Origin of the sequence: uncultured Roseobacter sp. (genome assembly GCF_947501835.1) — a bacterium.
Lineage (GTDB): Bacteria > Pseudomonadota > Alphaproteobacteria > Rhodobacterales > Rhodobacteraceae > Roseobacter.
On the sequence record NZ_CANMXR010000007.1, the window covers coordinates 262,733 to 286,909 of the forward strand.

Below are 24,177 nucleotides of genomic sequence, written 5' to 3' on the forward strand. Positions count from 1 at the left end.
CAATAGGGCGCGGGCCATACTCTCGAATGGGTCGGAAACTGGCCGGGCGTTTGGGAGCCGCCCGGCCAGTTGATCGTTACTTGTAGACGCGCTCCTGAACCTTATCGAGACGGTTTAGGATGTCGTCGAGGTTGTCCGGGAAGACCATGAATTCCTGCAGGCCCTGCATGGCTTCGTTGGCCATTTCCGCCGGGAAGTCGCGGTCAAAGAACTGCGCCACGCCCCCCGGAGAGTTTTCCGACAACATGGCAAAGCCCTCGTTGAGGAACTTGTCGTCATCCACCGCGGATTGCGCATTCACCGGGAGTTGCCCGAGGTTGGAGCCGTTGTTGATCTCGGTCTGCACATTTGCCGAGACCACATAGCGCAGGAATTCGCGCGCCGCTTCTTTGTTGGAAGCATTGGCCGGGATGTGGAAAGTATCGGTCGGCGCGTCTTCCGCCAAAGCGATCCCGGGTGTGATTTCGGGGAATTGGTAGAAGTCCAGTTTGCTGTCATCCAGACCCGCTTCGCGCAGCGGGGCTACGGCGAAGTTACCCTTGAGGATGGCCGCCGCCTCACCGTTAACGATGAAGGGCAGCGATTCCTGCCAGCTGTAGTTCTGGTGGTTGTCGATAAAGGCGCCCATGTCGATCAGCTCACGCCAGTTGGCGAAGGTCTGCTTGACGCGGTCATCGGTCCATTTGACCTTGCCTTGCGCCAGTTCCATATGGAAATCAAAGCCGTGCGTCCGCATGTTGAGGTAGTCAAACCAGCCACCTGCGGTCCAGAGGAACTTGGTGCCGATGGTGTAGCACTTGCGCCCGGAGTCGAGGACCGCCTGGCAGTTGGACTTCATCTCGTCGAAGTTCGCAGGTTCGTTCAGACCCAGCTCTTCGTAGATGTCCTTGCGGTAGTAAACACCCCATTGATAATAGGTGTAAGCCACGCCCCATTGCTTGCCGTCGATGGTCATCGCGCCCCTGGTGGAGGCGAGGGCTTCGGCGATCTCGGGCTCCTCCCAAAGATCCGAGACGTCTTCGAACAACCCGGCGTTCACAAAAGGGGTCATCCGGTTGGCCGCGTACCAGGTGGCAACATCGGGCGAATCCGCCGTCAGGAAGTTGCGGATCTGCGTCTTATACGCGTCCCGGTCGATGATGGTGGTTTCGATGCTCAGGTCGGGGTGCAGCTCTTGGAAGTCTGCGATCATCGCTTCCATGGTCGCCCGGGGGGCAGGGTTCGAGGTGTCGAGGAAAATCTTCAGATCGCCCGTCAGCTCGGCGTGAGCCGCGCCTGCAAGCATGGTCGATCCCGCCAATGCCATGAGCATTGATTTGGTGGTGAAACGCATGGTGTCCTCCCTAAGATGCGTGTTCAGATATGAAACTGTTTTGAGGTTCCATTATTTGAAACCTAGTTTTATATATTGAAAACTACACTGCAATCTGCATAGACTGTCAACAGTGTTCTTTGGGAAACTGCAGAACACGCACAGCGCTCCGGGAGGCGGTTTTGAGCTTAAGCGTCTGATGCTTAAGAGTATTTCCGAAAAGCGAGGCTGTGATTGAGTTGGGAGGATACCGGTTATGTCCGGCGACGGAACCGTTGGCAAAGCTTTGGATGTGCTGGATCAGGTGGCAGCCTACGGGCGGCCTGTGCGCTTTGCGACCCTGCTAGAAGCCAGCGATTTTCCCAAGGCCACGCTCTATCGGTTCCTGCAGACCCTCACCAGCCAGGGCATGCTGGCATATGATCCGGATCGTCAGACCTACAGTCTTGGGGTTCGGCTGGTGCGTCTGGCCCACGCCGCCTGGACACAAAGCTCGCTGGCCCCCATTGCGCGCCCGCATCTGGACCGTCTGAGCGCCGAGACAGGGCACACGGTGCATCTGGCGCAGCTCGACAATGCGCAGGTGCTCTATGTCGACAAACGCAATGCCGCCCAGCCCATCGAGATGTACAGCGATGCGGGCAAAGTCGGCCCCGCCTATTGCACCGGCGTGGGCAAAGCCATGCTCGCCTTCATGCCACAAAGCGATTTGCAGCGGGTGATCAAACAGCAGTCCTTTCACCGGTTCACCGACCACACCTACACCACGCCAGAGGCGCTCTGCGCAGAGCTTGAAGCCATCAAAGACCGCGGATACGCCTTTGACCGTGAAGAACATGAGCCGGGCATCATCTGCATCGCGCATCCGATCCTGACCGACCGCGGTCGCGTTTTGGGCGCGATGTCCATCACCGGCTCACTTGAAACCACCAACCTAACGCAACTCGAAACCTGGGCACCGCGTCTTGCGCGGACAGCCGAGGCCATTGCCTATGAGGCACAGGCCTGGCGCTTCCCGGATTCCCACCTTCAACACACAGGGACATAAACCAATGACAGGTGTAACGCTGAACAACGCGATCAAACGCTATGGCGACGTGCAAGTGATCCATGGGGTCGATCTTCAGGTCGAGGACGGGGAGTTTTGCGTGTTCGTGGGGCCATCCGGGTGCGGGAAATCCACGCTCTTGCGGATGATCGCGGGGCTGGAGGAAACCAGCGACGGCCAGATCCACATCGGCCCGCGCGACGTCACCAATATGGACCCGTCCGAGCGGGGCGTGGCCATGGTGTTCCAGACCTACGCTTTGTACCCGCATATGACGGTTGAGGAAAACATGGGCTTCGGTCTGCGGATGAACGGGGTGCCCAAGGCCGAGATTCAGCAGAAGGTGAAAGGCGCCTCCGATATTCTGAAGCTCGACGAGTATCTCGCACGCAAGCCCAAAGCACTCTCCGGCGGGCAGCGGCAGCGGGTGGCCATCGGCCGCGCCATTGTGCGCGGGCCGGAGGTGTTTCTCTTTGACGAACCGCTCTCCAACCTCGACGCGGAACTGCGGGTCGAGATGCGGGTGGAGATCGCCCGTCTGCATAAGGACATCGGCGCGACCATGATCTACGTGACCCACGATCAGGTCGAGGCGATGACGCTCGCGGACAAGATCGTGGTGCTGCGTGCGGGCCGGATTGAGCAGGTGGGCGCACCGCTTGAGCTCTACCGCAATCCCGATAACAAATTTGTTGCCGGGTTCATCGGATCCCCGGCGATGAATTTCCTGGATGGTGTGGTGGCGGAAGGGGGCGTTGATGTCCCCGCGCTGGGCCGCACGGTGGCGGTCACTGCGAATTTGCCCGCTGCCGGGACCGAGGTGACCCTGGGCATTCGCCCCGAGCACATCGAGGTGGATATGACCAAAGGCGATTTGAATGCGGAGCTATCCGAAGCGCTGGGCGGGGTGTCCTACCTGCACCTCGTGGCCAGCACCGGCGAGCGCATCATCGCGGAGGAACGGGGCGATGATCGTGCCTCTGCGGGCGATACCGTCGACATTGGATTTGAGCCGAGACGGGCGATGGTCTTCGCGCGCGACAGCGGATTGCGCATCCGTTAGGCGGAAGATCCACCAGAACGTCCCACTGAGAAATATATTTTAGGCATAAAATATTTTTCCTTGAAGCAAATTGCGACTCGCCCTAACCTTTCAGGCAGGGCGGCGTCTATCTGCGCCGGAGATATGGTAGGGGCAACCTTCGTGGCGCAACGGATATTTCGGGTTTTCGAATGTGCAGTCCCAGGCCGGGGTCTCTCGTCGTTCCGATGGATGGGCACCTCCGGTATCTGTTCAATTTGTGACAGAATGGAATGGTGCGCAGCCCGCATTTCATTAATTCCCGCAGGGGCTTTGTTGCTGTTGGCCGCGCTCAGAGCCTTGATGTTGCCACCAGAGCTCAGCAACCCGATGGTGGCGGAGGGGATGCTCTGATGCTGAGGCCTTCCGCCCATAGCGACACATTCGCCCGTGATAACCTCCCACCTGAGGGCACCTGGCCTGATCTCCTGCTGGACGGATTCGACTATCCCGACCAGCTCAACGCCGCCGTTGAGCTCACCGATGCGATGGTCGAGCGCGGCTTCGGCGACAACACCGCGCTGATCGGAAACGGGCGCAGGCGGACCTATAAGGAATTGAGCGATTGGACCAATCGGCTGGCTCATGCGCTGGTGGATAATCTCGGGTTGAAGCCCGGCAACCGCGTCCTCATCCGCTCTGCCAATAACCCGGCCATGGTGGCCTGTTGGCTGGCGGCGACCAAAGCGGGCGCGGTTGTGGTGAACACGATGCCGATGCTGCGCGCGGGTGAGCTTTCGGCCATTGTCGACAAGGCCGAGATCAGCCATGCGCTGTGCGACACCCGTCTGATGGATGAAATGACCGCCTGCGCCAAGGCGAGCGGGTTTCTGAAATCGGTGGTGGGGTTTGACGGGACCTCCAACCATGATGCGGAGCTTGACCGGCTCGCGTTGGAGAAGCCCGTGCAGTTCGAGGCCGTTCCCACCGCGCAGGATGATGTGGCGCTGCTGGGGTTTACCTCCGGCACAACCGGTGATCCTAAGGCCACCATGCATTTTCACCGCGATCTGCTGATCATCGCCGATGGCTACGCGCGCGAGGTTCTGGGGGTGGTGCCTGAGGATATCTTTGTCGGCTCGCCGCCGCTGGCCTTTACCTTTGGGCTGGGCGGTTTGGCGATATTCCCGCTGCGCTTTGGCGCGGCGGCCACGCTGTTGGAAACGGCGTCACCGCCCAATATGATTGAAATCATTGAAAAATATCGCGCAACGGTCTGTTTTACGGCCCCCACCGCTTACCGCGCCATGCTCGCGGCGATGGCGGAGGGCGCTGATCTCAGCAGTCTGCGCGCAGCAGTCTCAGCGGGCGAAACCCTGCCTGCGCCCGTCTACCATGACTGGCAGGAAAAGACGGGCAAGCCAATGTTGGACGGGATTGGTGCTACCGAATTGCTGCATATCTTCATTTCCAATCGTTTCGATGATCACAAGGCCGCCTGTACCGGCAAGCCCGTGCGCGGATATGAGGCTAAAATCATCGACATGGAGGGCAGGGAGGTTCTCCGCGGCACGGTCGGGTGGCTGGCAGTGCGCGGCCCCACCGGGTGTCGGTATCTCGCCGATGATCGGCAGGCGGCCTATGTCAAGGACGGCTGGAACATCACCGGTGACAGCTTTGCGATGGACGAGGATGGCTATCTGCATTTCGCCGCGCGCAACGACGATATGATCATATCGTCGGGCTACAATATTGCCGGTCCGGAGGTTGAGGCCGCGCTGCTGTCGCACCCCGCTGTGGCCGAATGCGCCGTCGTCGGCCTGCCGGATGACACGCGGGGCCATATTGTCCAGGCCTATATCGTTCTGAGCGACAAGAAGTCTGAAAATGATCGCCTGATCAAGGACTTGCAGGATCACGTGAAAGCAAAAATCGCGCCCTACAAATACCCGCGTGACATTCAATTCATCGATGCGCTGCCCAAAACCGCGACTGGGAAAATCCAGCGTTTTGCCCTGAGAGGCCAACAATGACCGACAACCCATCCGACGGGACAAAGATGGATTTCGCCAGCGACATGTCCTATGGCGACTACCTGCGCCTCGATCCGATTTTGGATGCGCAGCACCCGCTGTCTGAGGCGCATGATGAGATGTTGTTTATCGTGCAGCACCAGACGTCAGAGCTCTGGATGCGGCTGGCGATTCATGAATTGAACGCGGCGCGGGTCTCCATCCGGTCCGGCAATCTGCGACCGGCGTTCAAGATGCTGTCGCGGGTGGCGCGGATATTTGAGCAGCTCAACGGGGCCTGGGATGTTTTGCGCACGATGACGCCAAGCGAATACACCGCGTTTCGGCCCAGCCTGGGCAATTCCTCCGGGTTTCAGTCGCATCAATACCGGCTGATCGAATTTATCCTCGGCAATCGCAATGCGAAACTGATGCAGCTTCACGCCCATAAGCCCGCAGCCACGGCGGCGTTGGAAGCGGAACTGGCGCAGCCCTCGCTCTATCAGGTGGCGCTTGATCTGCTGGGCCACCGCATGCAGGTGCCGGATCTGGCAGGCCCGGTCGGGCAGACCGCATGGCACCCGCAGGACCGCATCCAAAACCTGTGGCAACAGGTGTATGAGCACCCGGAGACGCATTGGGAGATTTATGAGTTGGCCGAAAAGCTGGTCGATCTGGAAGACTACTTCCGGCGCTGGCGCTTCAATCATGTCACCACGGTGGAGCGGATCATTGGCTTCAAACGCGGCACGGGCGGCACGTCAGGTGTTGGCTATCTGCGCAAAATGCTGGAAGTTGAACTGTTTCCGGAGCTTTGGCACGTGAGAGGGGCCTTGTAGGTGGTAAGTATTTTGCGAAAAGAGGCCTTTGCCCTGCCGGAGGGCATGATCTATCTGGATGGCAATTCACTGGGTCCGATGCCGAAAATGATGCCGGATCATCTCTCGCAGATGCTGGAAGCGGAATGGGGTCACCTGCTGATCAAGGGGTGGAATGCGGCGGGCTGGATGGAACAGCCCTCGCGGGTTGGCGACATGGTGGGCCGTCTGATCGGCGCGCCACCACAGTCCGTCGTGATGGGCGATACCCTGTCGATCAAGGTCTATCAGGCGGTCGCTGCAGGCCTCAAGCTGAACCCCGGACGCAGGGTGATCCTGTCCGACACCGGCAACTTCCCCACCGACCTTTATATGGTCGAAGGGCTGATCAATACGCTGGGGCAGGGCTATGTGCTGCGGACGGTTGCGCCGGAGGAGGTCGCGGACGCGATCACCGATGAGGTGGCGGTGGTGATGCTGACACAGGTCGATTACCGGACCGGGCGCATGCACGACATGAACGCCATCACGCAAGCCGCCCATGACAAGGGCGCGGTGATGCTGTGGGATCTGGCGCACTCGGCGGGGGCGATTCCGGTCGATCTGACCGCTTCGCAGGCGGAGATGGCCGTGGGATGCACCTACAAATACCTCAACGGCGGGCCGGGGGCACCGGCCTTCATCTACGTGCGGCCCGATCTGGCGGATCGGATTGAGCCTGCGCTCAGCGGCTGGTTGGGCCATCAGGCCCCCTTTGACTTTGTCTTGAATTACAAGCCCGGGGCGGGGATTGAACGGATGCGCGTTGGCACACCGCCGGTGATGCAGATGACGGCGCTGGAGGCCGCGATGCGCCTCTGGGAAGACGTCGACATGCACGATCTGCGCGCCGCCTCGATTGCCTTGCAGGAACAGTTCATCGCGGAGGTTGAGGCACGTGTGCCTACGCTCACGCTGGCCAGTCCACGCGATCCAGAAGCGCGCGGCAGTCAGGTGTCGTTCCATTTCGCGCAGGGCTATGCCGCGATGCAGGCGTTGATCCACTTGGATGTGATTGGCGATTTCCGCGCGCCCGATATCATGCGCTTTGGCTTCACGCCGCTCTATCTGGATGCGGCAGACGTCAGCACCGCCGTTGACCGTATTGTCAAAGTGATGGACGAAAAGCTTTGGGATGATCCAAAGTACAAGACACGCAACAAGGTAACTTGATGACACACCTTCCGGGCGTCATGCCCGGCAAAAACCAAAAGGCCAAAAGCGCCTTTATCAACACGGGAGATACGAGATGAAATTACGATCATTGGTTCTGGCTGCCGGGCTTGCCGCCTTGGCAAGCACCGGGCTGGCAGATGGACACGGCGGCAAGGTCAAGGTCGGCATGATCACCACCCTGTCGGGCGGCGGCGCGGGCCTTGGCATCGATGTGCGGGACGGCTTCATGCTGGCCGCCAAGATGGCCGGAAATGACAATCTTGAGGTCGTGATCGAAGATGATCAGCGCAAGCCGGAGATTGCGGTGCAACTGGCCGACAAGATGATCCAATCCGAAAAAGTCGATGTGATGACCGGTATCATCTGGTCCAACCTGGCCATGGCGGTGGTTCCGGCAGCGACGGCGCAGGGTAAATTCTACCTGTCCCCAAATGCGGGCCCGTCGGCCTTGGCCGGCAAGGGCTGTCATCCGCTATACTTCAACGTCGCCTGGCAGAACGACAATCTGCACGAGGCGGCGGGTGCCTATGCCAAGGAAGCGGGATACCAAAACTCCTTTATCCTTGCGCCGAATTATCCGGCGGGACAGGACGCGCTGACTGGCTACAAACGCATGTACGATGGCGCGCTTGCGGGCGAGATCTACACCAAGCTGGGCCAGACCGACTATGCTGCCGAGATTGCGCAAATCCGCGCGTCAGGTGCCGATAGTGTCTTTTTCTTCCTGCCCGGCGGGATGGGGATTTCCTTTTTGAAACAATACGCTGGATCGGGTGTCGACCTGCCGGTTGTAGGCCCCGCCTTCAGCTTTGATCAGGGCATTCTGCAAGCGGTTGGCGATGCAGCGCTGGGGGTGAAGAACACCAGCCAGTGGAACAAGGACCTGGATAACGCGGCAAACAAGGCCTTTGTCGAAGCGTTCCAGGCCGAATACGGGCGCCTGCCGTCGCTCTATGCCAGCCAGGGGTTCGATACCGCTAATCTGCTTTTGAGCGCGATGGCCAAGGCCGATGTCTCCGACACGGACGCTTTCCGCGCCGCACTGGCCGAGGCTGAATTCGATTCCGTGCGCGGGGATTTCAAATTCGGCTCCAACCAGCACCCGGTGCAGAACTTCTATGTGCGTGAAGTGATCAAGGAAGGGGACGTCTTCACCAACAAGATTATATCAGCCAGCCTCACCGATCACGCGGATGCCTACGCATCCGAGTGCACATACTGATCTGACCGCTGCTCCGGAAAGGCTTTCGGGGCAGCATCCTTCCCGCAACACCCCCCTGATGCGCAGCCCAGTCGCCGCGCCGCCGGAGCCTTTGTCCCATGTCCACGATTCTGCTCATTGAACAGGTCCTGAACGGTCTGCAGTTTGGCGTGATGCTGTTCTTGATGGCGGCGGGTCTTACGCTGATCTTCGGGGTGATGGGATTGATCAATCTGGCGCATGGGTCGCTCTACATGATCGGGGCCTTTGCGGCAGCAGCGGTTGCGGGAGCGACCGGATCGTTTTTACTGGCCATCATCGCCAGTTTGGCCGCGGCCGCCGCTGCCGGGGCGCTGGTTGAGCTGGTGGTGATCCGGCGTCTTTACGACCGCGACCACCTGGATCAGGTGCTGGCCACCTTTGCGCTTATTCTGATCTTTTCCGAAGGCACACGCTGGGTTTTCGGCTCCTTCCCGCTGTTTCTGGACATTCCGGCGGCCTTGTCCGGTCCGGTGATGCTGCCCGGTGGCATCCAGTATCCCGCCTACCGGTTGCTGATCATCGCCATCGGGCTGCTGATCGCCTTTGGTCTCTTTCAGCTCATCGCCAAAACCCGCATTGGCATCCAGATCAGAGCGGGGGAGAGTGACCGCGAGATGATTGCGGCCCTTGGGGTCGATATCTCCAAACTCTACACCATTGTCTTTGCGCTGGGGGCCGGGCTGGCCGGGCTCGCGGGGGCCCTGGTTGGGGCCATCCAGTCGGTGCAGGTGGGCATGGGCGAACCGGTGCTGATCCTCGCCTTTGTGGTGATTGTCATCGGTGGGATCGGGTCGATCAAGGGTGCGCTGGTTGGTGCGCTTCTGGTCGGTCTGACGGATACCTTGGGGGGCGTGCTGCTGCCCGGCTTTTTTGCCACCTTCATGGAGCCCTCTGCGGCCACCGCCGTGGGGTCGTCGCTGGCGTCGATGTCGATCTACATTCTGATGGCGGGTGTGCTGTTGTTCCGCCCTACCGGCCTCTATGGAACCGCCTGACATGACCCGTGAGAGCCTGATCAACACCGCCCTTTTCGCGATGCTGCCGCTAACCGCTGGCGCGGCCTGGATGCTGGATGAACCCTTCATCATCACGCTGGCGACCAAAGTGGCCATACTGGCGCTGGCGGGTGTTGGTCTCAATATTGCGCTGGGGCTCGGTGGTCTTGTCAGCCTCGGCCACGCCGCATTTTTCGGCATCGGCGGTTACGCCATGGGCATTCTCGCGCATCACGCGCAAACCTACACGCCGCTGATGGAGGTCCCGTTCCTCATCGAGGGCACCAACGCGATGCCAATAATCTGGCTGGTGGCGGTGATCGCGGGTGCGCTTGCGGCCCTAGCCATTGGGGCGCTCTCCCTGCGCACCTCCGGGGTCTATTTCATCATGATCACCCTCGCGTTTGGGCAGATGCTCTATTACTTCGCGATCAGCTGGCCGGCTTATGGGGGGGAGGACGGGCTCTCCATCTATGTGCGCAACGGGTTTCCGGGGCTCAATACGCTGGACCCTATCCAGTTCTTCGCCATCGCCTTCGTGATCCTCGCCGTAACGCTCCTTGCCGCCGGGCGTCTGGCGGCCTCCGCCTTTGGGCTTGCCCTGTCGGCAGCACGCCAAAACGCGGTGCGTGTCGAAACCGTTGGTCTGTCGCCTTACCGGCTGCGCCTGCTGGCCTTTGTCATCTCGGGTGCAATCACGGCGCTGGCGGGCGCGCTCTTTGCCGATCTCAACCGGTTTGTCAGCCCGACGATGTTCAGTTGGCAAATGTCCGGTGAGATCATGATTTTCGTGATCCTCGGCGGCGTCGGGCGGCTTTATGGCCCGGTGGCGGGGGCCGCGCTCTTTATCCTGCTCGAACATGTGCTGGGCGGGCTGTCGGATTTCTGGCACGTCTATCTCGGCATCTTGCTGCTGTTGGTGGTGCTTTTCGCGCGCGGCGGCATGATCGGATCGCTGGCAGGCCGCGAGGTTGCCCATGACTGAGCCGCTGCTGGACATCCGAGGATTGACCAAGTCGTTCGGCGCGCTGGTGGCCACCGATGACGTGTCCCTGACGCTGCGCCCAGGTGAAATCCACGCGCTGATTGGGCCGAATGGTGCCGGGAAATCGACCCTGATCAAGCAGATTGCGGGCGGTCTGCCCTCTGACGCGGGGGAGGTCTGGTTTGCTGGGCAAAACGTGACAAAGCTCACGACCGTTGCGCGCTCGCGCGCCGGGCTGGGGCGAACGTTTCAGATATCCTCACTCGCCATGGAATTCACGGTTCTGCAAAATGCGGTGCTGGGCGCGCTGGGGCAGCGTGGCACCATCTGGCGGTTCTTTTCCCCCGTGATGAAAAGCCCTGAATTGCGCGCCGCGGCGATGGCGGCGCTGGAGCGGGTCGGGCTGGCGGATCATGCGGGCTCGCGCACGGCAGAGCTCAGCCATGGTCAACGCCGGTTGCTCGAGGTGGCGGTAGCGCTGACGCTGAAACCGCGGGTGTTTTTGATGGATGAGCCGATGGCCGGTCTTGGGGCCGAAGGGTCCAAGGGGCTCACCACCTTCCTCGACGATTTGCGCCGCGAAGCGCCGATCCTGCTGGTGGAGCATGACATGGACGCGGTTTTTGCCCTGGCGGACCGCATTTCCGTGCTGGTCTATGGCAAGGTCATCGCCACGGGGACCGCGGAGCAGATCAAAGCCAACCGGGACGTGCGCGAGGCCTATCTGGGCGAGGAGGAGGCGCTATGAGCTTTCTTACGCTGGACAATATCGCGGCATTTTATGGCCCCAGCCAGGCGCTTTTTGGCGTTAGTCTGACATTGGAGGAAGGTGAGGTTTGCGCGCTCATGGGGCGCAACGGCATGGGTAAATCCTCCACCATCAAGGTGATTTGCCGCCTGCTGAAACATTCCGGGGGGCGCGTTGCGTTTGATGGTCAGGACATCGCCGCCCTGCCGCCCCACAAAGCGGCGCGCGCAGGGCTTGGTCTGGTGCCCGAAGGGCGGCGCTGTTTCCCCAACCTGACGGTGTATGAAAACCTGATTGCCGCAGCACGCCCGGGGCATTGGGATTTTGCCGCAGTTGCGCGCCTTTTTCCGCGCCTGCAGGAACGCAAGGATCAATCCGCGGCCTCGCTTTCGGGCGGTGAACAGCAGATGCTGGCCATCGGTCGCGCCCTAATGACCAACCCGCGCCTGCTGCTGCTGGACGAGGCGACCGAAGGCCTGGCGCCGGTGGTCCGGCAGGAGATCTGGGCGGCGGTGCATCGGCTGAAATCGGAAACCGGCATGGCCATCCTGGTCGTGGATAAATCGCTCGCGGAACTGCGCCGGGTCGCTGACAAGGCGGTCATTCTGGAACGGGGCACCAGCGTCTGGTCGGGGGCGATGTCAGAGGTCACCGCAGCGGTCGCGGATCAATATCTTGGCGTTTGACCCATGGCAATTTGGGAGAGGAAAGCACATGTCTCATCAGATCATTCATCCGCAAGGCTGGAAGCCCGCAAAGGGCTATGCCAACGGCGTTCTGACGCGCGGTGGGACGCTCTATGTCGGCGGGCAGATCGGTTGGACCGCGGATCAAGTTTTTGAGGCGCATGATTTCATCGGTCAGATGCGGCAGGCTTTGCAGAACATCCGTGCGGTTGTCGAAGCGGCGGGTGGGACGCCAGCGGATATCACCCGGCTGACGTGGTACGTGACCGACAAGAAAGAATATCTGGCGCATCAGGCGGAGGTGGGCACCGCCTACCGTGATGTATTGGGGCGGCATTTCCCGGCCATGACGATGGTTGTGGTCTCAGAACTGGTGGAAGATGCCGCACGGGTTGAAATCGAGGCCACTGCCGAAATTACGCAATAGGCCTGACTTTGTACCGTATTTCTCACGTGGATAGCGATTTTCAACGGATTACCTGACAGATTGAAGCAGAAAAAAGGCCCCGCGGGGGGATGCGGGGCCTGATGGTTTTAAAATAGCTTTAACAATAGCTTAGATGGCGATTTTGCCGCCACCTTGTTTGGTGACCACCACAACCGACGGCCGGGGTGGCATCGCTGGATCAAAGTCCGGCCAGCGTGTTGCCGGGTCTTCAAAAGTTGAGCTGCGTTCGAACCCGGCGAAGTCCTTGGTCCCATCGGTGCCGGGGTGCTGAACCGCGAGGAACAGCGTCTCGCCGCTATCATGGAAATAGGGACCGCAAAGCTCACCGCCGACCGGGCAGCGGAAGAAGAGCTTGGAGTGCCCGCGCAGGTCGCCCTCGGTTTCCAGCGCATAGAGACCATCCGATTTGCCGGTCTTGCCCCAGCTGGAGCCCTGATCGGTCGAAATCCACAACCGACCGTCCGCATCGATGGCGCAGTTGTCGGGCGAACCGAACCAGCCGTTCTCTGAGGTTTCCGGGTTCCACTGCGCGCCGACCTCTTCGATGGTCGGATCACCGCACTTCACCAGGATCGACCAGGTGCCGCTGGTGGCCGCGTGGTCGCCGCCATCTTCCTTGATCTCGATGATGTGACCGAAGGACGATTCAGGCCGCGGGTTGGCGGCGTTGACCTGATCCGGCTGACGCTTGGTGTTGTTGGTCAGCATGATGTAGGCGGTACCGTTTGGTCCGGGGTTGGCATCCTCGGGGCGGTCCATCGGGGTGGCGCCCAGCAGATCGGCGGCGATGCGGGTGTCGATCATCACGTCGGCCTGACTGTTGAAGCCATTCTCCGCCGTAAGCGGTCCTTCACCGTGCACCAGCGGCAACCATGCCACCGTGCCATCCTCGTCAAAGCGCGCTACGTAAAGTATACCATCGGACATAAGTGGGCTGCCAAAGACGCTGTTCTCATCCGTGACCGTGCCACCAGAGACATATTTGTACTGGTAGTCAAAGCGGTTGTCGTCGCCCGAGTAGATCACCAATTTGCCGCTGGAGGAGATGGTGGTTTCCGCCCCTTCGTGGCGGAAGCGACCCAGTGCCGTGTGCTTGATCGGCGCAGCCAACGGGTCGCGCGGGTCGACCTCGACAATCCAGCCCCAGCGGTTGGGCTCATTTGGTTCCTTGTCGATGTTCCAGCGATCGTGGAATTTGCCCCAGGCGTACCAGCCACCGGGCACGCCGTAGCGCTTCATACTGGTGGCTTCGGCCTGGCCGGAAACGTCGGGCTTGCCTTCAGCATCGACCACATCGGTCCAGAAGTAGCCGTGAAAGTTTTCCTCCGCCATCAGGTAGGTGCCCCAGGGCGTCATGCCGCCCGCACAGTTGTTCACGGTGCCGATCACAGTCATGCCGTCGGGGTCGGCGTTGGTCTTCATCCGGTCATGCCCGGCGGCGGGGCCGTCGATGGTCATCTCGGTGTTCAGGGGCGTGATCCGGCGGTTGTACTGGCTGTCGCGCACCAGCGCCCATTTGCCATCGTCTCCTTGGGCGATTTCCACCACGGTGCCACCATGGGCGGCCATCTCGATGTCCACCAACTCCTTGGTCATGCCGGTGAACCCGTCACGGTCCTGACGGCCAAGGCCGGGGAACATGACTTCTTCGTTGGTGTACTCGTGGTTCACGCACAAGAGGCCGCGGGTGCCTTCGTCGTTCAGTGCGGTGAAGCCCACGTAGTCGTTGTTGTAGCCGAACTGTTTCAACTGCGCGTCCACGGTCTGGTTCATCACGTCGAATTCCGGCGCGTCAGCCGTGATCGGGTCGCCCCAGCGCAGCAGGATGTCGGCGTTATAGCCTTCGGCGATGTGGTGCTTTTCGTCGTTGCCCCAGGTCAGTTCATCAAAATTATACCGGCCTTTTGCATGTCCGCCTGCCACTGCCTGTTTTGGCGCGATCATGGCGGAGGTCCCGAAGAGCGCGGTCGTCGCTGTCACACCCAGCATGCCCTTGAGCATGTCGCGGCGTCCGTAGCGGCTGTTGATCACGTCACCAATGGTGCGGCTCAGATTCGGGTTTGTGGGGATATCGTCAAAAGCCTCATAGGCTTCTGCTTTGTTTCCGATGCTTGGGTTATTGATGATATCTTTACGGTTCATGTGCTTCCTCTGTCGGTGGCGTTGTAAATGGCGCGGTCGCTTAATTGCGCCACGCCTCATAAATCTGATGTGCCCGACGCATGTAACGCCGATATGACTAATCAGACTGGTTTTATTGGGATCTCCCGACACCAGTGTAGCTGCAACTCACGCGAGAAATCAAATCAACTGGCTGATCAGGTCGGGGATATGCTTCTTGAAAGGGAAAAAACCCTTTGTTGCCAAGGGCCAGGCGGCTTCATCATAGGCGCGCCGCAAGGGGATAAGCGGCGGCGCGTCGGGGTGTTCCTGCAGTTGCTGCAGCGTCTCGGCAACCGGCCCGACGGGCGCATAGGCGGTGACAATTTGGCGCAGGTTTTGCCGCTGTGCCCAGGCCAGAATATCGGCGACCGATCTGACCGTTTCGGCGGGGCTGCCCAACCTGCCGGACCACCGCGCGCAGGCATCCTCGGCCGCGGCATCGCGGAAGGCCGCCACATGCGGTGCGGGCAGCAGCGGGCTGATCCCATTGGGGAGCGACAGGGTGGCAGTGCAGCTGGGGGTGATCTGATCAAGGAGAAACCCCGGGCTCAGATCGTCATCCTGCAGCAGCAGCCCCGTTTTAAGTTTTGGGTCCGGTGACTGCACTGCGGGCAGGGCGCGTATGGGGAGCAGCGGGGGTGGCGACATCGCGTCGGCGGCATCTGCCAAGCCCTGCGGCCGGAACCGTCCTTCGGTGTATTTTTCGATGTTGCTGGCGCGGGCCAGATAGGTTTTGCCGAGGGTCTGTTGGCCCGTCACCCAGCGCCAGCTGAGCGTGTTGGACGCGGGATCGCCATCCAACAGATGCCGCAAAAAGAAATCCGCGCCCAGCGTCCAGGGCAATTGCAGCGTGAACACCCAGATCGAGGCAAACCACATGCGGGCGTGGTTGTGCAGATACCCCGTTTGCGCCAGTTCCTGCGCCCAATGGTCGAAACAATCGATCCCGGTTTTGCCCGTGCAGGCGGCTTCCCAACGGTCTCGCAACCCGGCCTGCGTTTGCAGGTCGTCGATATCCCGGTGTAACGCCTGCTGATACTGCTGCCAGACCCCCGGCCTGAGCTCCAGCCAACCCTTCCAATAGGTGCGCCAAAAGACTTCCTGCACGAATTTTTCGGCAGCGGTCAGGGAATGGCGCGCCAGAACAGCCTCCAACACCTCTGCTTCAGTGATCAGCCGGCACCGCAGATAGGGCGACAGGGTGGAGACACCAGCGTGTGCCCCCGGACCCAGGTCATAGTTGCGCCGCGCGGCATAGTTGCGGCCCGCATCCGGCAGAAACCGTGCAAGCCGTTCCCGCGCCGCCGTGCGGGTTGGTACAAAGATCTCAAGCGCATTCATATCGGGGGCATCTAACGCGGCAGGCAGCCACTTCAACATGAATGTCTAAGATTGAAACGGCCCCCCTTGCAGCCCCCGATTGCCGATACTAAGCTTTGCGTAACGGTTCGCGGAGTATGGTCTGCGCGAACACCAATGAACAGGCATCCCACATGAACGATCCCATCGATACCTATATGAATACCCTTGTCCCAATGGTTGTTGAGCAGACCAGCCGGGGCGAACGCGCCTATGATATTTTTTCGCGTCTGTTGAAGGAGCGGATCATCTTCCTCTCTGGTCCGGTGCACGATGGGATGTCGTCGCTGATCGTGGCGCAGCTGTTGCATCTGGAGGCGGAGAATCCGAGCAAGGAAATCTCCATGTACATCAACAGCCCGGGTGGTGTCGTGACCTCCGGTCTGTCGATCTACGACACGATGCAATACATCAAGCCGAAGGTCTCCACGCTGGTCATCGGGCAGGCCGCGTCCATGGGATCGCTGCTTTTGACAGCAGGTGAGGCCGGTATGCGATTTTCTCTGCCGAACAGCCGCGTGATGGTGCACCAGCCCTCTGGCGGCTATCAGGGGCAGGCAACCGACATCATGATCCACGCGCAGGAGACGCAGAAGCTGAAGACGCGCCTCAATGAGATTTACGTGAAGCACACCGGTCAAACCCTTAAAAAGGTTGAAGAAGCGTTGGAGCGTGACAACTTCATGTCGCCGGATGAGGCCAAGAAGTGGGGCCTGATCGACGAGATCGTCGAGAGCCGTGGCAAAGGGGACGAAGACAGCTAAAGCTCGCGCAGGACGCACAGTCAGTTTACCAATTAGCGATTGTGGACCTGTCAGCGCTGGCTTAAGCTGGCAAAAGAGTATCGAAACGCTCCTGCCGAGGGGTGTATTAGTTGATTAGCAAGACCTGAAAGGGTTGACATGGCGACGAATTCGACAGGCGACAGCAAGAACACCCTGTATTGCAGCTTTTGTGGCAAGAGCCAGCACGAGGTACGAAAGCTGATCGCCGGACCGACAGTTTTCATTTGCGATGAATGTGTTGAGCTCTGCATGGACATTATCCGTGAGGAGACCAAGGCCTCTGGGCTCAAGGCAACCGATGGGGTGCCGACGCCCAAGGACATCTGCGACGTGCTGGACGATTATGTGATTGGTCAGGCCATGGCGAAACGGGTGCTGTCTGTCGCGGTTCACAACCATTACAAGCGCCTCAATCACGCCCAGAAGGGTGGCGACATTGAACTGGCCAAATCCAACATCCTGCTGATCGGGCCGACCGGTTGTGGCAAGACGCTGCTGGCGCAGACGCTGGCGCGGATTCTGGATGTGCCCTTCACCATGGCAGATGCCACCACGTTGACCGAAGCGGGCTATGTGGGGGAGGACGTGGAGAACATCATCCTCAAGCTCCTGCAGTCCTCGGAATATAACGTGGAACGCGCGCAGCGCGGCATCGTCTATATCGATGAGGTCGACAAGATCACGCGCAAATCGGAAAACCCGTCGATCACACGCGATGTGTCAGGCGAAGGCGTGCAACAGGCGCTGCTGAAACTGATGGAAGGCACCGTGGCAAGCGTGCCGCCGCAAGGTGGGCGCAAGCATCCGCAGCAGGAATTCCTGCAGGTAGACACGACGAACATCCTCTTCATCTGTGGCGGTGCCTTTGCTGGCCTCGACAAGATCATCGCCTCACGTGGCAAAGGGTCGGCCATGGGTTTCGGCGCGGATGTGCGCGACAATGATGAACGTGGCGTGGGCGAAATTTTCACTGATCTGGAGCCGGAAGACCTGCTCAAGTTTGGTCTGATCCCTGAATTTGTCGGGCGTCTGCCGGTTCTGGCGACGCTGGAGGATCTCGACGAGGATGCGCTGGTAACCATCCTGACGCAGCCAAAGAACGCGTTGGTCAAGCAGTACCAGCGTCTGTTTGAGCTTGAAGACACGCAATTGACCTTCACCGATGACGCGCTGTCGGCGATTGCCAAACGTGCGATTGAACGGAAGACCGGGGCTCGCGGGCTGCGCTCCATTCTGGAGGACATCCTGCTCGACACGATGTTCGATCTGCCGGGTCTGGAAAGCGTGACCGAGGTTGTCGTGAACGAAGAAGCGGTTGTCTCCGAAGCCTCTCCTTTGATGATCCACGCGGATACGGAAAAAGAGCCCGCAAGCGCCGGGTAGCGCAAAACGCATCGAAAATCATCTAGGCAGGTCTTTGGGCCTGCCTTTTTGATTGAGGGCGGGCTTTGAGCATAAGACGCCGCACCGTAAGGGCGGTGCGCATAAGCCGCTCGGCGTCGGCTGCCCCAACAGTGAAACAGAAACACAAAGGAGTCGTCATGGCGATAAAACGCATTTCTTCCGGCGGAGAGTTCGAACCAAAACTTGGCTATTGCCGGGCCGTTGTCGCGGGTGGATGGGTGCATGTTGCGGGCACGGTCGGCCATGGCACCACCGCGGTCGAGCAATGCCGCTCTGCGCTCGAAATTATCGGCAAGGCGCTGGCAGAGGCGGGCACTGACTTTGCCCATGTCGTGCGGGTGACCTATATGCTGCCCGACCGTGCCGAATTTCCCGCGTGTTGGCCGATGCTGCGCGAGGCGTTTGGAGAGAACCCGCCTGTGGCGACAATGATCGAATGCGGGTTGATTACGCCCGAGGACCGCATCGAAATCGAGGTCACCGCTTTGCTACCGGAATAACGGGGCGAAAACCGCCATATGCCGCGCATCCAACTGGACGTTTCCGACGCAATCCGGCATATGTGGAGCAACAGTGCGACCGGAGGCATTTCATGGGAATTCTGACATCTGTTCTGCGCGCAGTCACGTGGTGGAATGGCCAGACGTTGAACACGCAGCTTTGGACATGGCGCAACGGTGTCAAGGTCGGCGAGGACAGTCAGGGAAATGTTTTCTACGAAAACAAAGACAAGTCGCGCCGCTGGGTGATCTACAATGGCGAGGCGGAAGCCAGCCGGATCGACCCAGATTGGCACGGCTGGTTGCACCATACCTGGGATGCCGCCCCAACCGACGCGCCCCTGTCACACAAGCCTTGGGAAAAACCGCATCAGGAAAACCTGACCGGTACCGCACTTGCCTATGCCCCCAAGGGATCCATTCGTCGCTCTGATCCTGCGCCGCGCAGTGATTATGAGGCCTGGTCGCCGGAGTAAGTTGCCAAATGTCTGAAAATACTACCGAAGTCATCGTTGGCGCGGGCGTGCTCGCTGCTGCTATCGCCTTTGTCGTTTATGCAGGTCAGGTCTCGGACTTCGGCAGCGGTGGCACCAGCTACCCGTTGGAGGCCAGCTTTCGCAGCCTTGAAGGCGTAAGCGTCGGCACGGATGTGCGACTCGCAGGTGTACGTGTGGGCTCCGTTGCGGCGGTTGACCTGAACCCAGAAACCTACCGCGCCGACACGACGGTGGAGGTGCTGCAGGGCATCGAAATCCCGGATGACAGTGCCATTGTGATCTCATCCGAAGGACTTTTGGGTGGCAATTTCGTGGAGATCGTGCCGGGCGGGTCACCGTTCTTTTTCGAGGCGGGCGACACCATCACCGATACGCAAGGGGCGGTCAGCCTGGTCTCATTGCTGCTGAAATTCGTGAGCGGATCGTCTGAATGATCCTGCGGCTCGCTCTTGCGATCGCGGTTGTCGCAAGCGCGGCATCGGCACAGCAGGTCAGCGAGGCGGATGGTGTTGTCCTGCGCGGTCTCGATAAGATCAGCGGCCAAGTCTATGATATTGAAATGAAATCCGGACAGACCGCGGTATTTGACCAGCTGCGCATTACACTGAATTCCTGCCGCTATCCCGTCGGTAACCCATCCGGTGATGCCTTTGCCGGTCTGCAAGTTGTGGATACGGGAAGGGGCGAGACGGTCTTTTCTGGCTGGATGGTGGCTTCTGCGCCTGCGCTGTCCGCCATGGACCACGCGCGCTACGATCTCTGGGTGATGCGCTGCACAACCTCCTGAGGGGGCCTGACAGGCGGCGCTGAAAAGTCGGCTGGCAGATCGCAGGCAATATTGAGCGCCTTGTGATACGCCGCCCGGCTAATCTCGATCCCGCCCAAAGATGCGAGATGTTCGGTCAGAAACTGCGTGTCAAACAGCCGGAACCCGCCATCCAGTAAACGGTCAACCAGACAGGCGAGGGCAATTTTGGACGCATTGCTGCGTCGCGAAAACATGCTTTCGCCAAAAAATGCCGCCCCAAGCGTGACACCATAGACACCACCAACCAATTGCGACGCGTCCCAGATTTCGAGTGAATGGGCCTGGCGCGTTCGATGCAAGGCTATGTAAAGGCGCCGTATTTCGGTGTTGATCCAGGTGTCTGCGCGATCCGCGCAGGCGTCGACCACGCCCGCAAAGTCCTGATTGATACTCACCTCAAACGAGGTCTTGCGCATCGCGCGGCGCAGGGATCGAGACACGTGAAACCCATCCAGGGGCATGACCCCGCGCCGCTGCGGATCCACCCAGAAAACCTCCGGGTCGTCTCGATGTTCGGCCATGGGGAAAATCCCGGTCGCATAGCCTTGCATCAAGATGTCCGGGGTCAGTCGCATGAGGCCAAAGCCTCAGCCGTCGCCGAGATTGGTTTCCAACCAATGCTCCAGCCAGTGGATGTTGTAATTGCCCGTCAGCACATCATCCTCAGCAAGCAAGGCGTGAAACAGCGGCACCGTGGTGTCAACGCCATCGACAATCAGCTCGCCCAGGGCCCGGTGCAACCGCGCCAGGGCTTCGGGCCGGTCGCGCCCGTGCACAATCAGCTTGCCGATCAGGCTGTCGTAATAGGGCGGAATCGAATAGCCGTCATAGAGCGCGGAATCCATCCGAACGCCTAACCCGCCGGGCGCATGGTATTGTGTGATCCGGCCCGGACAGGGGGCGAAATTCGGCAGTTTCTCCGCGTTGATCCGCACCTCGATGGCGTGGCCGTTGATCTGCAAATCCTCCTGCTGAAACGACATCTCCATGCCAGAGGCCACGCGGATCTGTTCGCGCACAAGATCGACGCCAAAGATGGCTTCGGTCACGGGGTGTTCCACCTGCAGGCGGGTGTTCATCTCGATGAAATAGAACTCGCCGTTCTCATAAAGAAATTCGATGGTGCCCGCGCCAGTGTAATTGATCCGCGCCACGGCATCCGCACAAACCTTGCCGATGGCGGCGCGTTCTTCTGTCGAAATAGAAGGGCCGGGGGCCTCTTCAAACACCTTCTGGTGGCGCCGTTGCAACGAACAATCGCGCTCGCCCAGGTGCACCGCGCGGCCCTTGCCATCGCCAAAGACCTGGATTTCGATGTGGCGCGGGGTGGTCAGGTATTTCTCGATGTAGACTTCGTCATTGCCGAAATTGCTCTTGCCCTCGGCGCGCGCCGTCATGAAGGCTTTTTCCATTTCAGCAGCGCTTTGCGCCACTTTCATGCCGCGTCCGCCGCCACCAGCGGTTGCCTTGATGATCACCGGATAGCCGAATTCCTCGCCAATACGCTTGGCGTCTTCCAGCGTGGCCACGCCGCCATCGGACCCGGGCACGCAGGGCACGCCCAGCTTTTTCATCGTGTCCTTTGCGGTGATCTTGTCGCCCATGATGCGAATGTGTTCGGCGGTGGGACCAATGAATGTCAGATCGTGATCTTCCACGATCTGGACGAAGTCCGCGTTCTCACTCAGGAAACCATAGCCGGGGTGGATGGCTTCGGCGCCGGTGATTTCACAGGCGGAGATGATCGCGGGCACAGACAGATAGCTTTGGGTGCCTGCAGGCGGACCAATGCAGACGCTTTCATCTGCCATGCGCACATGCATCGCATCACTGTCCGCCGTGGAGTGAACAGCCACCGTCGCAATGCCCATTTCGCGGGCGGCACGCACCACGCGCAGGGCGATCTCGCCGCGGTTGGCAATCAGGATTTTTTCGAACATTGCGCGCGCCCCTTATTCAAGGATCACAAGCGGTGTACCAAACTCAACTGCGGCACCATCCTCGACGATGATGCGCTTGACCGTGCCAGCGCGCGGCGCAGGAATGTGGTTCATCGTTTTCATCGCCTCGACGATCAGCAGGGTGTCCCCTTCGGCCACGCTGGCCCCGACGGAGATGAAGGGATCTGCCCCCGGTTCGGCCTGCATGTAGACGGTTCCGACCATCGGGGAGGTCACTGCGCCGGGGTCATCGGCTGGATCTTCGCTGCTGGCGGCAGGGGCTGGCGCCGCGGCGGCGGGGCTTGCAGGCGCTGCTGGAGCGGGGGAAGGTGGTGCGGCCACCTGCGTCATAACCTGCTGCTGGGTGTGGCGGCTGACCCGAACGTTCAGGCTGTCGTCTGCGCCATAGTCCCGTTTGACCTGAAGCTCTGTCAGGTCATTTTCACGCAGCAATTCGGCCAGGGCCTGAATGAAGGCCACATCAGCGTCATGGTTCTTTTTTGTCATGTAAGTCCTCGACCGTTCGGGGGAGCCTTGTTGATTTCGGCCCTTGTTCCTGCGTCCCCGTTATAGGCGAAGGGTTCGCCCATGAAAACCCGCCTCTTGCAGGGCGTGCCGAGCCCGGTAGATTGCCCTGAACAGGAGGAGGTAAAGATGAATCTCGCGCATTGGCTGGAACGCACCGCGCTGACCGCGCCAGACAAGTCCGCGTTGTTTCTGGGGGAAGAATGCGTGGCGGATTATGCCACCTTCTGGGCGCGCGCGCAGGCCGTGGCGGGGTGGTTGCGCGCGCAGGGGGTGATGCCCGGGGACCGCGTGGCGATCTTCATGAAGAATGTCCCGGAATACCTGGTGGCCTTTTACGGCATCTGGAGTGCGGGCGCGGCAGTTGTCCCCATTAATGCAAAGCTGCACGGGCGCGAGGCGGCCTATATCCTGGAAAACGCCGGTGCCGATCATGTCTTTGCCTCGCCTGAATTGGCCGAGGCGCTGCACCAGGCAGAGGCGCGAGGAGAGATCACGGTTGCCCCAGGCCCATCGTTTGACGCGGCGCAAACCCATGCGCCCGCCACCGCGATCACCCCCCGTGCCCCCGATGATCTCGCCTGGCTTTTCTACACCTCCGGCACGACGGGCAAGCCCAAGGGGGTGATGATAACGTTCCGGATGCTGACGGCGATGAGCCTGTGTTACGGCCTTGATGCCGACGCGCCCCGGGCGGAGGATGCCACGATTTACGCGGCCCCGATGAGCCACGGCGCCGGTATCTACAATATGCTGCATGTGCGGGTCGGCGCGCGGCATGTCTGTCCTGTGTCGGGCGGGTTTGATCCCGCCGAACTCTTTCACCTTGCTGCTCATTTCAGGTCTGTTCAGATCTTTGCCGCGCCCACGATGGTGCAACGGATGACGCAGGTGGCGCGCGCGGCGGGGCGGGATGGCGCGGGGTTGCGGACGGTCGTTTATGCGGGCGGGCCGATGTACACCGCCGATATCATTGACGCTTTGGACTGTTTTGGGCCGGTTTTCGTGCAGATCTACGGGCAGGGCGAGTGTCCAATGGGCATCACCGCCCTCTCCCGTCAGGATGTGGCGGATCGCGCGCATCCGCGCTGGCGCGACCGTCTGCAGTCGGTCGGGCGTGCGCAATCCGCCGTCGAGGTTGCCATCGGGGACGCTGCGGGCAATCCGGTTCCGACCGGCACCCATGGCGAGATCATGGTGCGTGGCGATACGGTCATGCTGGGCTATTGGCAAAACGACGCGGCCACCGCCAAAACGCTGGTGAACGGCTGGCTGATGACCGGCGACATGGGGTTCATGGACGCAGATGGCTACGTCACGATGCGGGATCGCTCCAAGGATATGATCATCACCGGCGGGTCAAACACTTACCCGCGTGAGGTCGAAGAGGTGCTGTTGTTGAACCCTGGGGTCAGCGAGGTGTCGGTGGTGGGGCGTGCGCACCCCGAGTGGGGTGAAGAGGTCGTGGCCTTCGTGGTGGGCGATGTTGACCCCGCGCGGCTGGACCAATTGTGCCTCGAGCACATCGCCCGGTTCAAGCGTCCCAAGGCCTACATCCCGCTGGAGGCGCTGCCGAAGAATAACTACGGTAAGGTGCTCAAGACCGAGTTGCGCGCGATGTTGTCCGAGCCATCTGCCTGAACCGGGGACAAGCATGTCCGCCCC

The 24,177-nt window shown here is 60.3% G+C and carries 24 protein-coding genes; 18 read left to right on the top strand and 6 right to left on the bottom strand.

The annotated features are described in order from the left end of the window. Positions 1-76 precede the first annotated feature (76 nt). On the bottom strand, positions 77-1,333 hold the full coding sequence (locus Q1A20_RS16105) for an ABC transporter substrate-binding protein (RefSeq protein WP_299917642.1): 1,257 nt from the start codon (positions 1,331-1,333) through the stop codon (positions 77-79). A gap of 235 nt (positions 1,334-1,568) precedes the next feature. Here Q1A20_RS16105 and Q1A20_RS16110 point away from each other — a divergent pair, with 235 nt between their 5' ends. From Q1A20_RS16110 to Q1A20_RS16160, 11 genes are all read left to right on the top strand, one after another. Next, complete coding sequence (locus Q1A20_RS16110) at positions 1,569-2,360, top strand: IclR family transcriptional regulator (RefSeq protein WP_298970887.1); 792 nt, start codon at positions 1,569-1,571, stop codon at positions 2,358-2,360. A 4-nt stretch (positions 2,361-2,364) separates the two neighbouring features. Beyond that, positions 2,365-3,423, top strand: a complete 1,059-nt coding sequence (locus tag Q1A20_RS16115) for an ABC transporter ATP-binding protein (RefSeq protein WP_299405340.1) — start codon at positions 2,365-2,367, stop codon at positions 3,421-3,423. 371 nt (positions 3,424-3,794) lie between these two features. Next, positions 3,795-5,414, top strand: coding sequence for an AMP-binding protein (locus Q1A20_RS16120; RefSeq protein ID WP_299405337.1), 1,620 nt, complete (start codon positions 3,795-3,797; stop codon positions 5,412-5,414). Next, entirely contained in the window at positions 5,411-6,232 is an 822-nt protein-coding gene (locus tag Q1A20_RS16125) for a tryptophan 2,3-dioxygenase family protein (protein ID WP_299405334.1), read from the top strand. The genes Q1A20_RS16120 and Q1A20_RS16125 overlap by 4 nt, the downstream gene beginning before the upstream one ends. After that, positions 6,233-7,423 (top strand): kynureninase, encoded by a 1,191-nt coding sequence (kynU, locus tag Q1A20_RS16130; RefSeq protein WP_299917645.1) that lies wholly within the window; start codon positions 6,233-6,235, stop codon positions 7,421-7,423. It begins immediately after the preceding gene. A gap of 76 nt (positions 7,424-7,499) precedes the next feature. Beyond that, the gene (locus Q1A20_RS16135) at positions 7,500-8,648 is read left to right on the top strand and encodes an ABC transporter substrate-binding protein (protein WP_299405329.1); all 1,149 of its coding nucleotides are present in this window, start codon (positions 7,500-7,502) and stop codon (positions 8,646-8,648) included. 98 nt (positions 8,649-8,746) lie between these two features. Beyond that, positions 8,747-9,664, top strand: coding sequence for a branched-chain amino acid ABC transporter permease (locus Q1A20_RS16140; RefSeq protein WP_298970898.1), 918 nt, complete (start codon positions 8,747-8,749; stop codon positions 9,662-9,664). 1 nt (position 9,665) lies between these two features. Continuing rightward, positions 9,666-10,649: a branched-chain amino acid ABC transporter permease gene (locus Q1A20_RS16145; RefSeq protein ID WP_299405325.1), complete on the top strand. Its 984-nt coding sequence runs from the start codon at positions 9,666-9,668 to the stop codon at positions 10,647-10,649. Beyond that, a complete protein-coding gene (locus tag Q1A20_RS16150; protein WP_299405323.1) occupies positions 10,642-11,397 on the top strand; it encodes an ABC transporter ATP-binding protein in 756 nt (251 codons plus the stop codon). Before Q1A20_RS16145 ends, Q1A20_RS16150 begins: the two co-directional genes overlap by 8 nt. After that, on the top strand, positions 11,394-12,083 hold the full coding sequence (locus tag Q1A20_RS16155; RefSeq protein WP_299405320.1) for an ABC transporter ATP-binding protein: 690 nt from the start codon (positions 11,394-11,396) through the stop codon (positions 12,081-12,083). The genes Q1A20_RS16150 and Q1A20_RS16155 overlap by 4 nt, the downstream gene beginning before the upstream one ends. 28 nt (positions 12,084-12,111) lie before the next feature. Continuing rightward, positions 12,112-12,510 (top strand): RidA family protein, encoded by a 399-nt coding sequence (locus Q1A20_RS16160; RefSeq protein ID WP_299405318.1) that lies wholly within the window; start codon positions 12,112-12,114, stop codon positions 12,508-12,510. A gap of 129 nt (positions 12,511-12,639) precedes the next feature. On the opposite strand, the gene Q1A20_RS16165 is transcribed toward Q1A20_RS16160, so the two are convergent. Continuing rightward, positions 12,640-14,673 (bottom strand): PhoX family phosphatase, encoded by a 2,034-nt coding sequence (locus tag Q1A20_RS16165; protein WP_299917650.1) that lies wholly within the window; start codon positions 14,671-14,673, stop codon positions 12,640-12,642. Between the two features lie 159 nt (positions 14,674-14,832). Next, a complete protein-coding gene (locus tag Q1A20_RS16170) occupies positions 14,833-16,074 on the bottom strand; it encodes an FAD-binding domain-containing protein (protein ID WP_298970912.1) in 1,242 nt (413 codons plus the stop codon). A gap of 113 nt (positions 16,075-16,187) precedes the next feature. On the opposite strand from Q1A20_RS16170, the gene Q1A20_RS16175 reads away from it, so the two are divergent. The 6 genes from Q1A20_RS16175 to Q1A20_RS16200 all read left to right on the top strand — a co-directional run bounded on the left by Q1A20_RS16175 (position 16,188) and on the right by Q1A20_RS16200 (position 20,026). Then, positions 16,188-16,817 (top strand): ATP-dependent Clp protease proteolytic subunit, encoded by a 630-nt coding sequence (locus Q1A20_RS16175; protein ID WP_298970916.1) that lies wholly within the window; start codon positions 16,188-16,190, stop codon positions 16,815-16,817. A gap of 138 nt (positions 16,818-16,955) precedes the next feature. Next, positions 16,956-18,221: an ATP-dependent Clp protease ATP-binding subunit ClpX gene (clpX, locus tag Q1A20_RS16180; RefSeq protein WP_298970919.1), complete on the top strand. Its 1,266-nt coding sequence runs from the start codon at positions 16,956-16,958 to the stop codon at positions 18,219-18,221. A 158-nt stretch (positions 18,222-18,379) separates the two neighbouring features. Beyond that, positions 18,380-18,742, top strand: a complete 363-nt coding sequence (locus tag Q1A20_RS16185) for a RidA family protein (protein ID WP_299405308.1) — start codon at positions 18,380-18,382, stop codon at positions 18,740-18,742. A 92-nt stretch (positions 18,743-18,834) separates the two neighbouring features. After that, entirely contained in the window at positions 18,835-19,218 is a 384-nt protein-coding gene (locus tag Q1A20_RS16190; RefSeq protein WP_299405305.1) for an NADH:ubiquinone oxidoreductase subunit NDUFA12, read from the top strand. A gap of 8 nt (positions 19,219-19,226) precedes the next feature. Further along, a complete protein-coding gene (gene mlaD, locus Q1A20_RS16195) occupies positions 19,227-19,673 on the top strand; it encodes an outer membrane lipid asymmetry maintenance protein MlaD (protein WP_299405302.1) in 447 nt (148 codons plus the stop codon). After that, positions 19,670-20,026, top strand: a complete 357-nt coding sequence (locus Q1A20_RS16200) for a DUF2155 domain-containing protein (protein WP_299405300.1) — start codon at positions 19,670-19,672, stop codon at positions 20,024-20,026. The genes mlaD and Q1A20_RS16200 overlap by 4 nt, the downstream gene beginning before the upstream one ends. Here Q1A20_RS16200 and aat read toward each other — a convergent pair. From aat to accB, 3 genes are read right to left on the bottom strand one after another with little or no spacing between them, the layout of a single operon-like run. Continuing rightward, the gene (gene aat, locus Q1A20_RS16205) at positions 19,990-20,622 is read right to left on the bottom strand and encodes a leucyl/phenylalanyl-tRNA--protein transferase (protein WP_299405297.1); all 633 of its coding nucleotides are present in this window, start codon (positions 20,620-20,622) and stop codon (positions 19,990-19,992) included. The two genes, Q1A20_RS16200 and aat, sit on opposite strands and share 37 nt — an antisense overlap. A 12-nt stretch (positions 20,623-20,634) precedes the next feature. Next, positions 20,635-21,987, bottom strand: coding sequence for an acetyl-CoA carboxylase biotin carboxylase subunit (gene accC, locus Q1A20_RS16210; protein WP_299917654.1), 1,353 nt, complete (start codon positions 21,985-21,987; stop codon positions 20,635-20,637). Positions 21,988-21,999: 12 nt separating this feature from the next. Further along, positions 22,000-22,494 carry an acetyl-CoA carboxylase biotin carboxyl carrier protein gene (gene accB, locus Q1A20_RS16215; protein ID WP_299503193.1) on the bottom strand — a complete coding sequence of 165 codons (495 nt, stop codon included), beginning with the start codon at positions 22,492-22,494 and terminating at the stop codon, positions 22,000-22,002. A 147-nt stretch (positions 22,495-22,641) separates the two neighbouring features. Between accB and Q1A20_RS16220 the strand changes: the two genes are divergently transcribed. Beyond that, a complete protein-coding gene (locus tag Q1A20_RS16220) occupies positions 22,642-24,153 on the top strand; it encodes a class I adenylate-forming enzyme family protein (RefSeq protein ID WP_299917684.1) in 1,512 nt (503 codons plus the stop codon). Positions 24,154-24,177 lie beyond the last annotated feature (24 nt).

What these genes read in the sequence shown, in the direction of transcription:
- Q1A20_RS16105 (WP_299917642.1), bottom strand. Translation starts at nt 1,333, where the DNA reads ATGCGTTTCACCACCAAATCAATGCTCATGGCATTGGCGGGATCGACC.
- Q1A20_RS16110 (WP_298970887.1), top strand. Translation starts at nt 1,569, where the DNA reads ATGTCCGGCGACGGAACCGTTGGCAAAGCTTTGGATGTGCTGGATCAG.
- Q1A20_RS16115 (WP_299405340.1), top strand. Translation starts at nt 2,365, where the DNA reads ATGACAGGTGTAACGCTGAACAACGCGATCAAACGCTATGGCGACGTG.
- Q1A20_RS16120 (WP_299405337.1), top strand. Translation starts at nt 3,795, where the DNA reads ATGCTGAGGCCTTCCGCCCATAGCGACACATTCGCCCGTGATAACCTC.
- Q1A20_RS16125 (WP_299405334.1), top strand. Translation starts at nt 5,411, where the DNA reads ATGACCGACAACCCATCCGACGGGACAAAGATGGATTTCGCCAGCGAC.
- Q1A20_RS16135 (WP_299405329.1), top strand. Translation starts at nt 7,500, where the DNA reads ATGAAATTACGATCATTGGTTCTGGCTGCCGGGCTTGCCGCCTTGGCA.
- Q1A20_RS16140 (WP_298970898.1), top strand. Translation starts at nt 8,747, where the DNA reads ATGTCCACGATTCTGCTCATTGAACAGGTCCTGAACGGTCTGCAGTTT.
- Q1A20_RS16145 (WP_299405325.1), top strand. Translation starts at nt 9,666, where the DNA reads ATGACCCGTGAGAGCCTGATCAACACCGCCCTTTTCGCGATGCTGCCG.
- Q1A20_RS16150 (WP_299405323.1), top strand. Translation starts at nt 10,642, where the DNA reads ATGACTGAGCCGCTGCTGGACATCCGAGGATTGACCAAGTCGTTCGGC.
- Q1A20_RS16155 (WP_299405320.1), top strand. Translation starts at nt 11,394, where the DNA reads ATGAGCTTTCTTACGCTGGACAATATCGCGGCATTTTATGGCCCCAGC.
- Q1A20_RS16160 (WP_299405318.1), top strand. Translation starts at nt 12,112, where the DNA reads ATGTCTCATCAGATCATTCATCCGCAAGGCTGGAAGCCCGCAAAGGGC.
- Q1A20_RS16165 (WP_299917650.1), bottom strand. Translation starts at nt 14,673, where the DNA reads ATGAACCGTAAAGATATCATCAATAACCCAAGCATCGGAAACAAAGCA.
- Q1A20_RS16170 (WP_298970912.1), bottom strand. Translation starts at nt 16,074, where the DNA reads ATGTTGAAGTGGCTGCCTGCCGCGTTAGATGCCCCCGATATGAATGCG.
- Q1A20_RS16175 (WP_298970916.1), top strand. Translation starts at nt 16,188, where the DNA reads ATGAACGATCCCATCGATACCTATATGAATACCCTTGTCCCAATGGTT.
- clpX (WP_298970919.1), top strand. Translation starts at nt 16,956, where the DNA reads ATGGCGACGAATTCGACAGGCGACAGCAAGAACACCCTGTATTGCAGC.
- Q1A20_RS16185 (WP_299405308.1), top strand. Translation starts at nt 18,380, where the DNA reads ATGGCGATAAAACGCATTTCTTCCGGCGGAGAGTTCGAACCAAAACTT.
- Q1A20_RS16190 (WP_299405305.1), top strand. Translation starts at nt 18,835, where the DNA reads ATGGGAATTCTGACATCTGTTCTGCGCGCAGTCACGTGGTGGAATGGC.
- mlaD (WP_299405302.1), top strand. Translation starts at nt 19,227, where the DNA reads ATGTCTGAAAATACTACCGAAGTCATCGTTGGCGCGGGCGTGCTCGCT.
- Q1A20_RS16200 (WP_299405300.1), top strand. Translation starts at nt 19,670, where the DNA reads ATGATCCTGCGGCTCGCTCTTGCGATCGCGGTTGTCGCAAGCGCGGCA.
- aat (WP_299405297.1), bottom strand. Translation starts at nt 20,622, where the DNA reads ATGCGACTGACCCCGGACATCTTGATGCAAGGCTATGCGACCGGGATT.
- accC (WP_299917654.1), bottom strand. Translation starts at nt 21,987, where the DNA reads ATGTTCGAAAAAATCCTGATTGCCAACCGCGGCGAGATCGCCCTGCGC.
- accB (WP_299503193.1), bottom strand. Translation starts at nt 22,494, where the DNA reads ATGACAAAAAAGAACCATGACGCTGATGTGGCCTTCATTCAGGCCCTG.
- Q1A20_RS16220 (WP_299917684.1), top strand. Translation starts at nt 22,642, where the DNA reads ATGAATCTCGCGCATTGGCTGGAACGCACCGCGCTGACCGCGCCAGAC.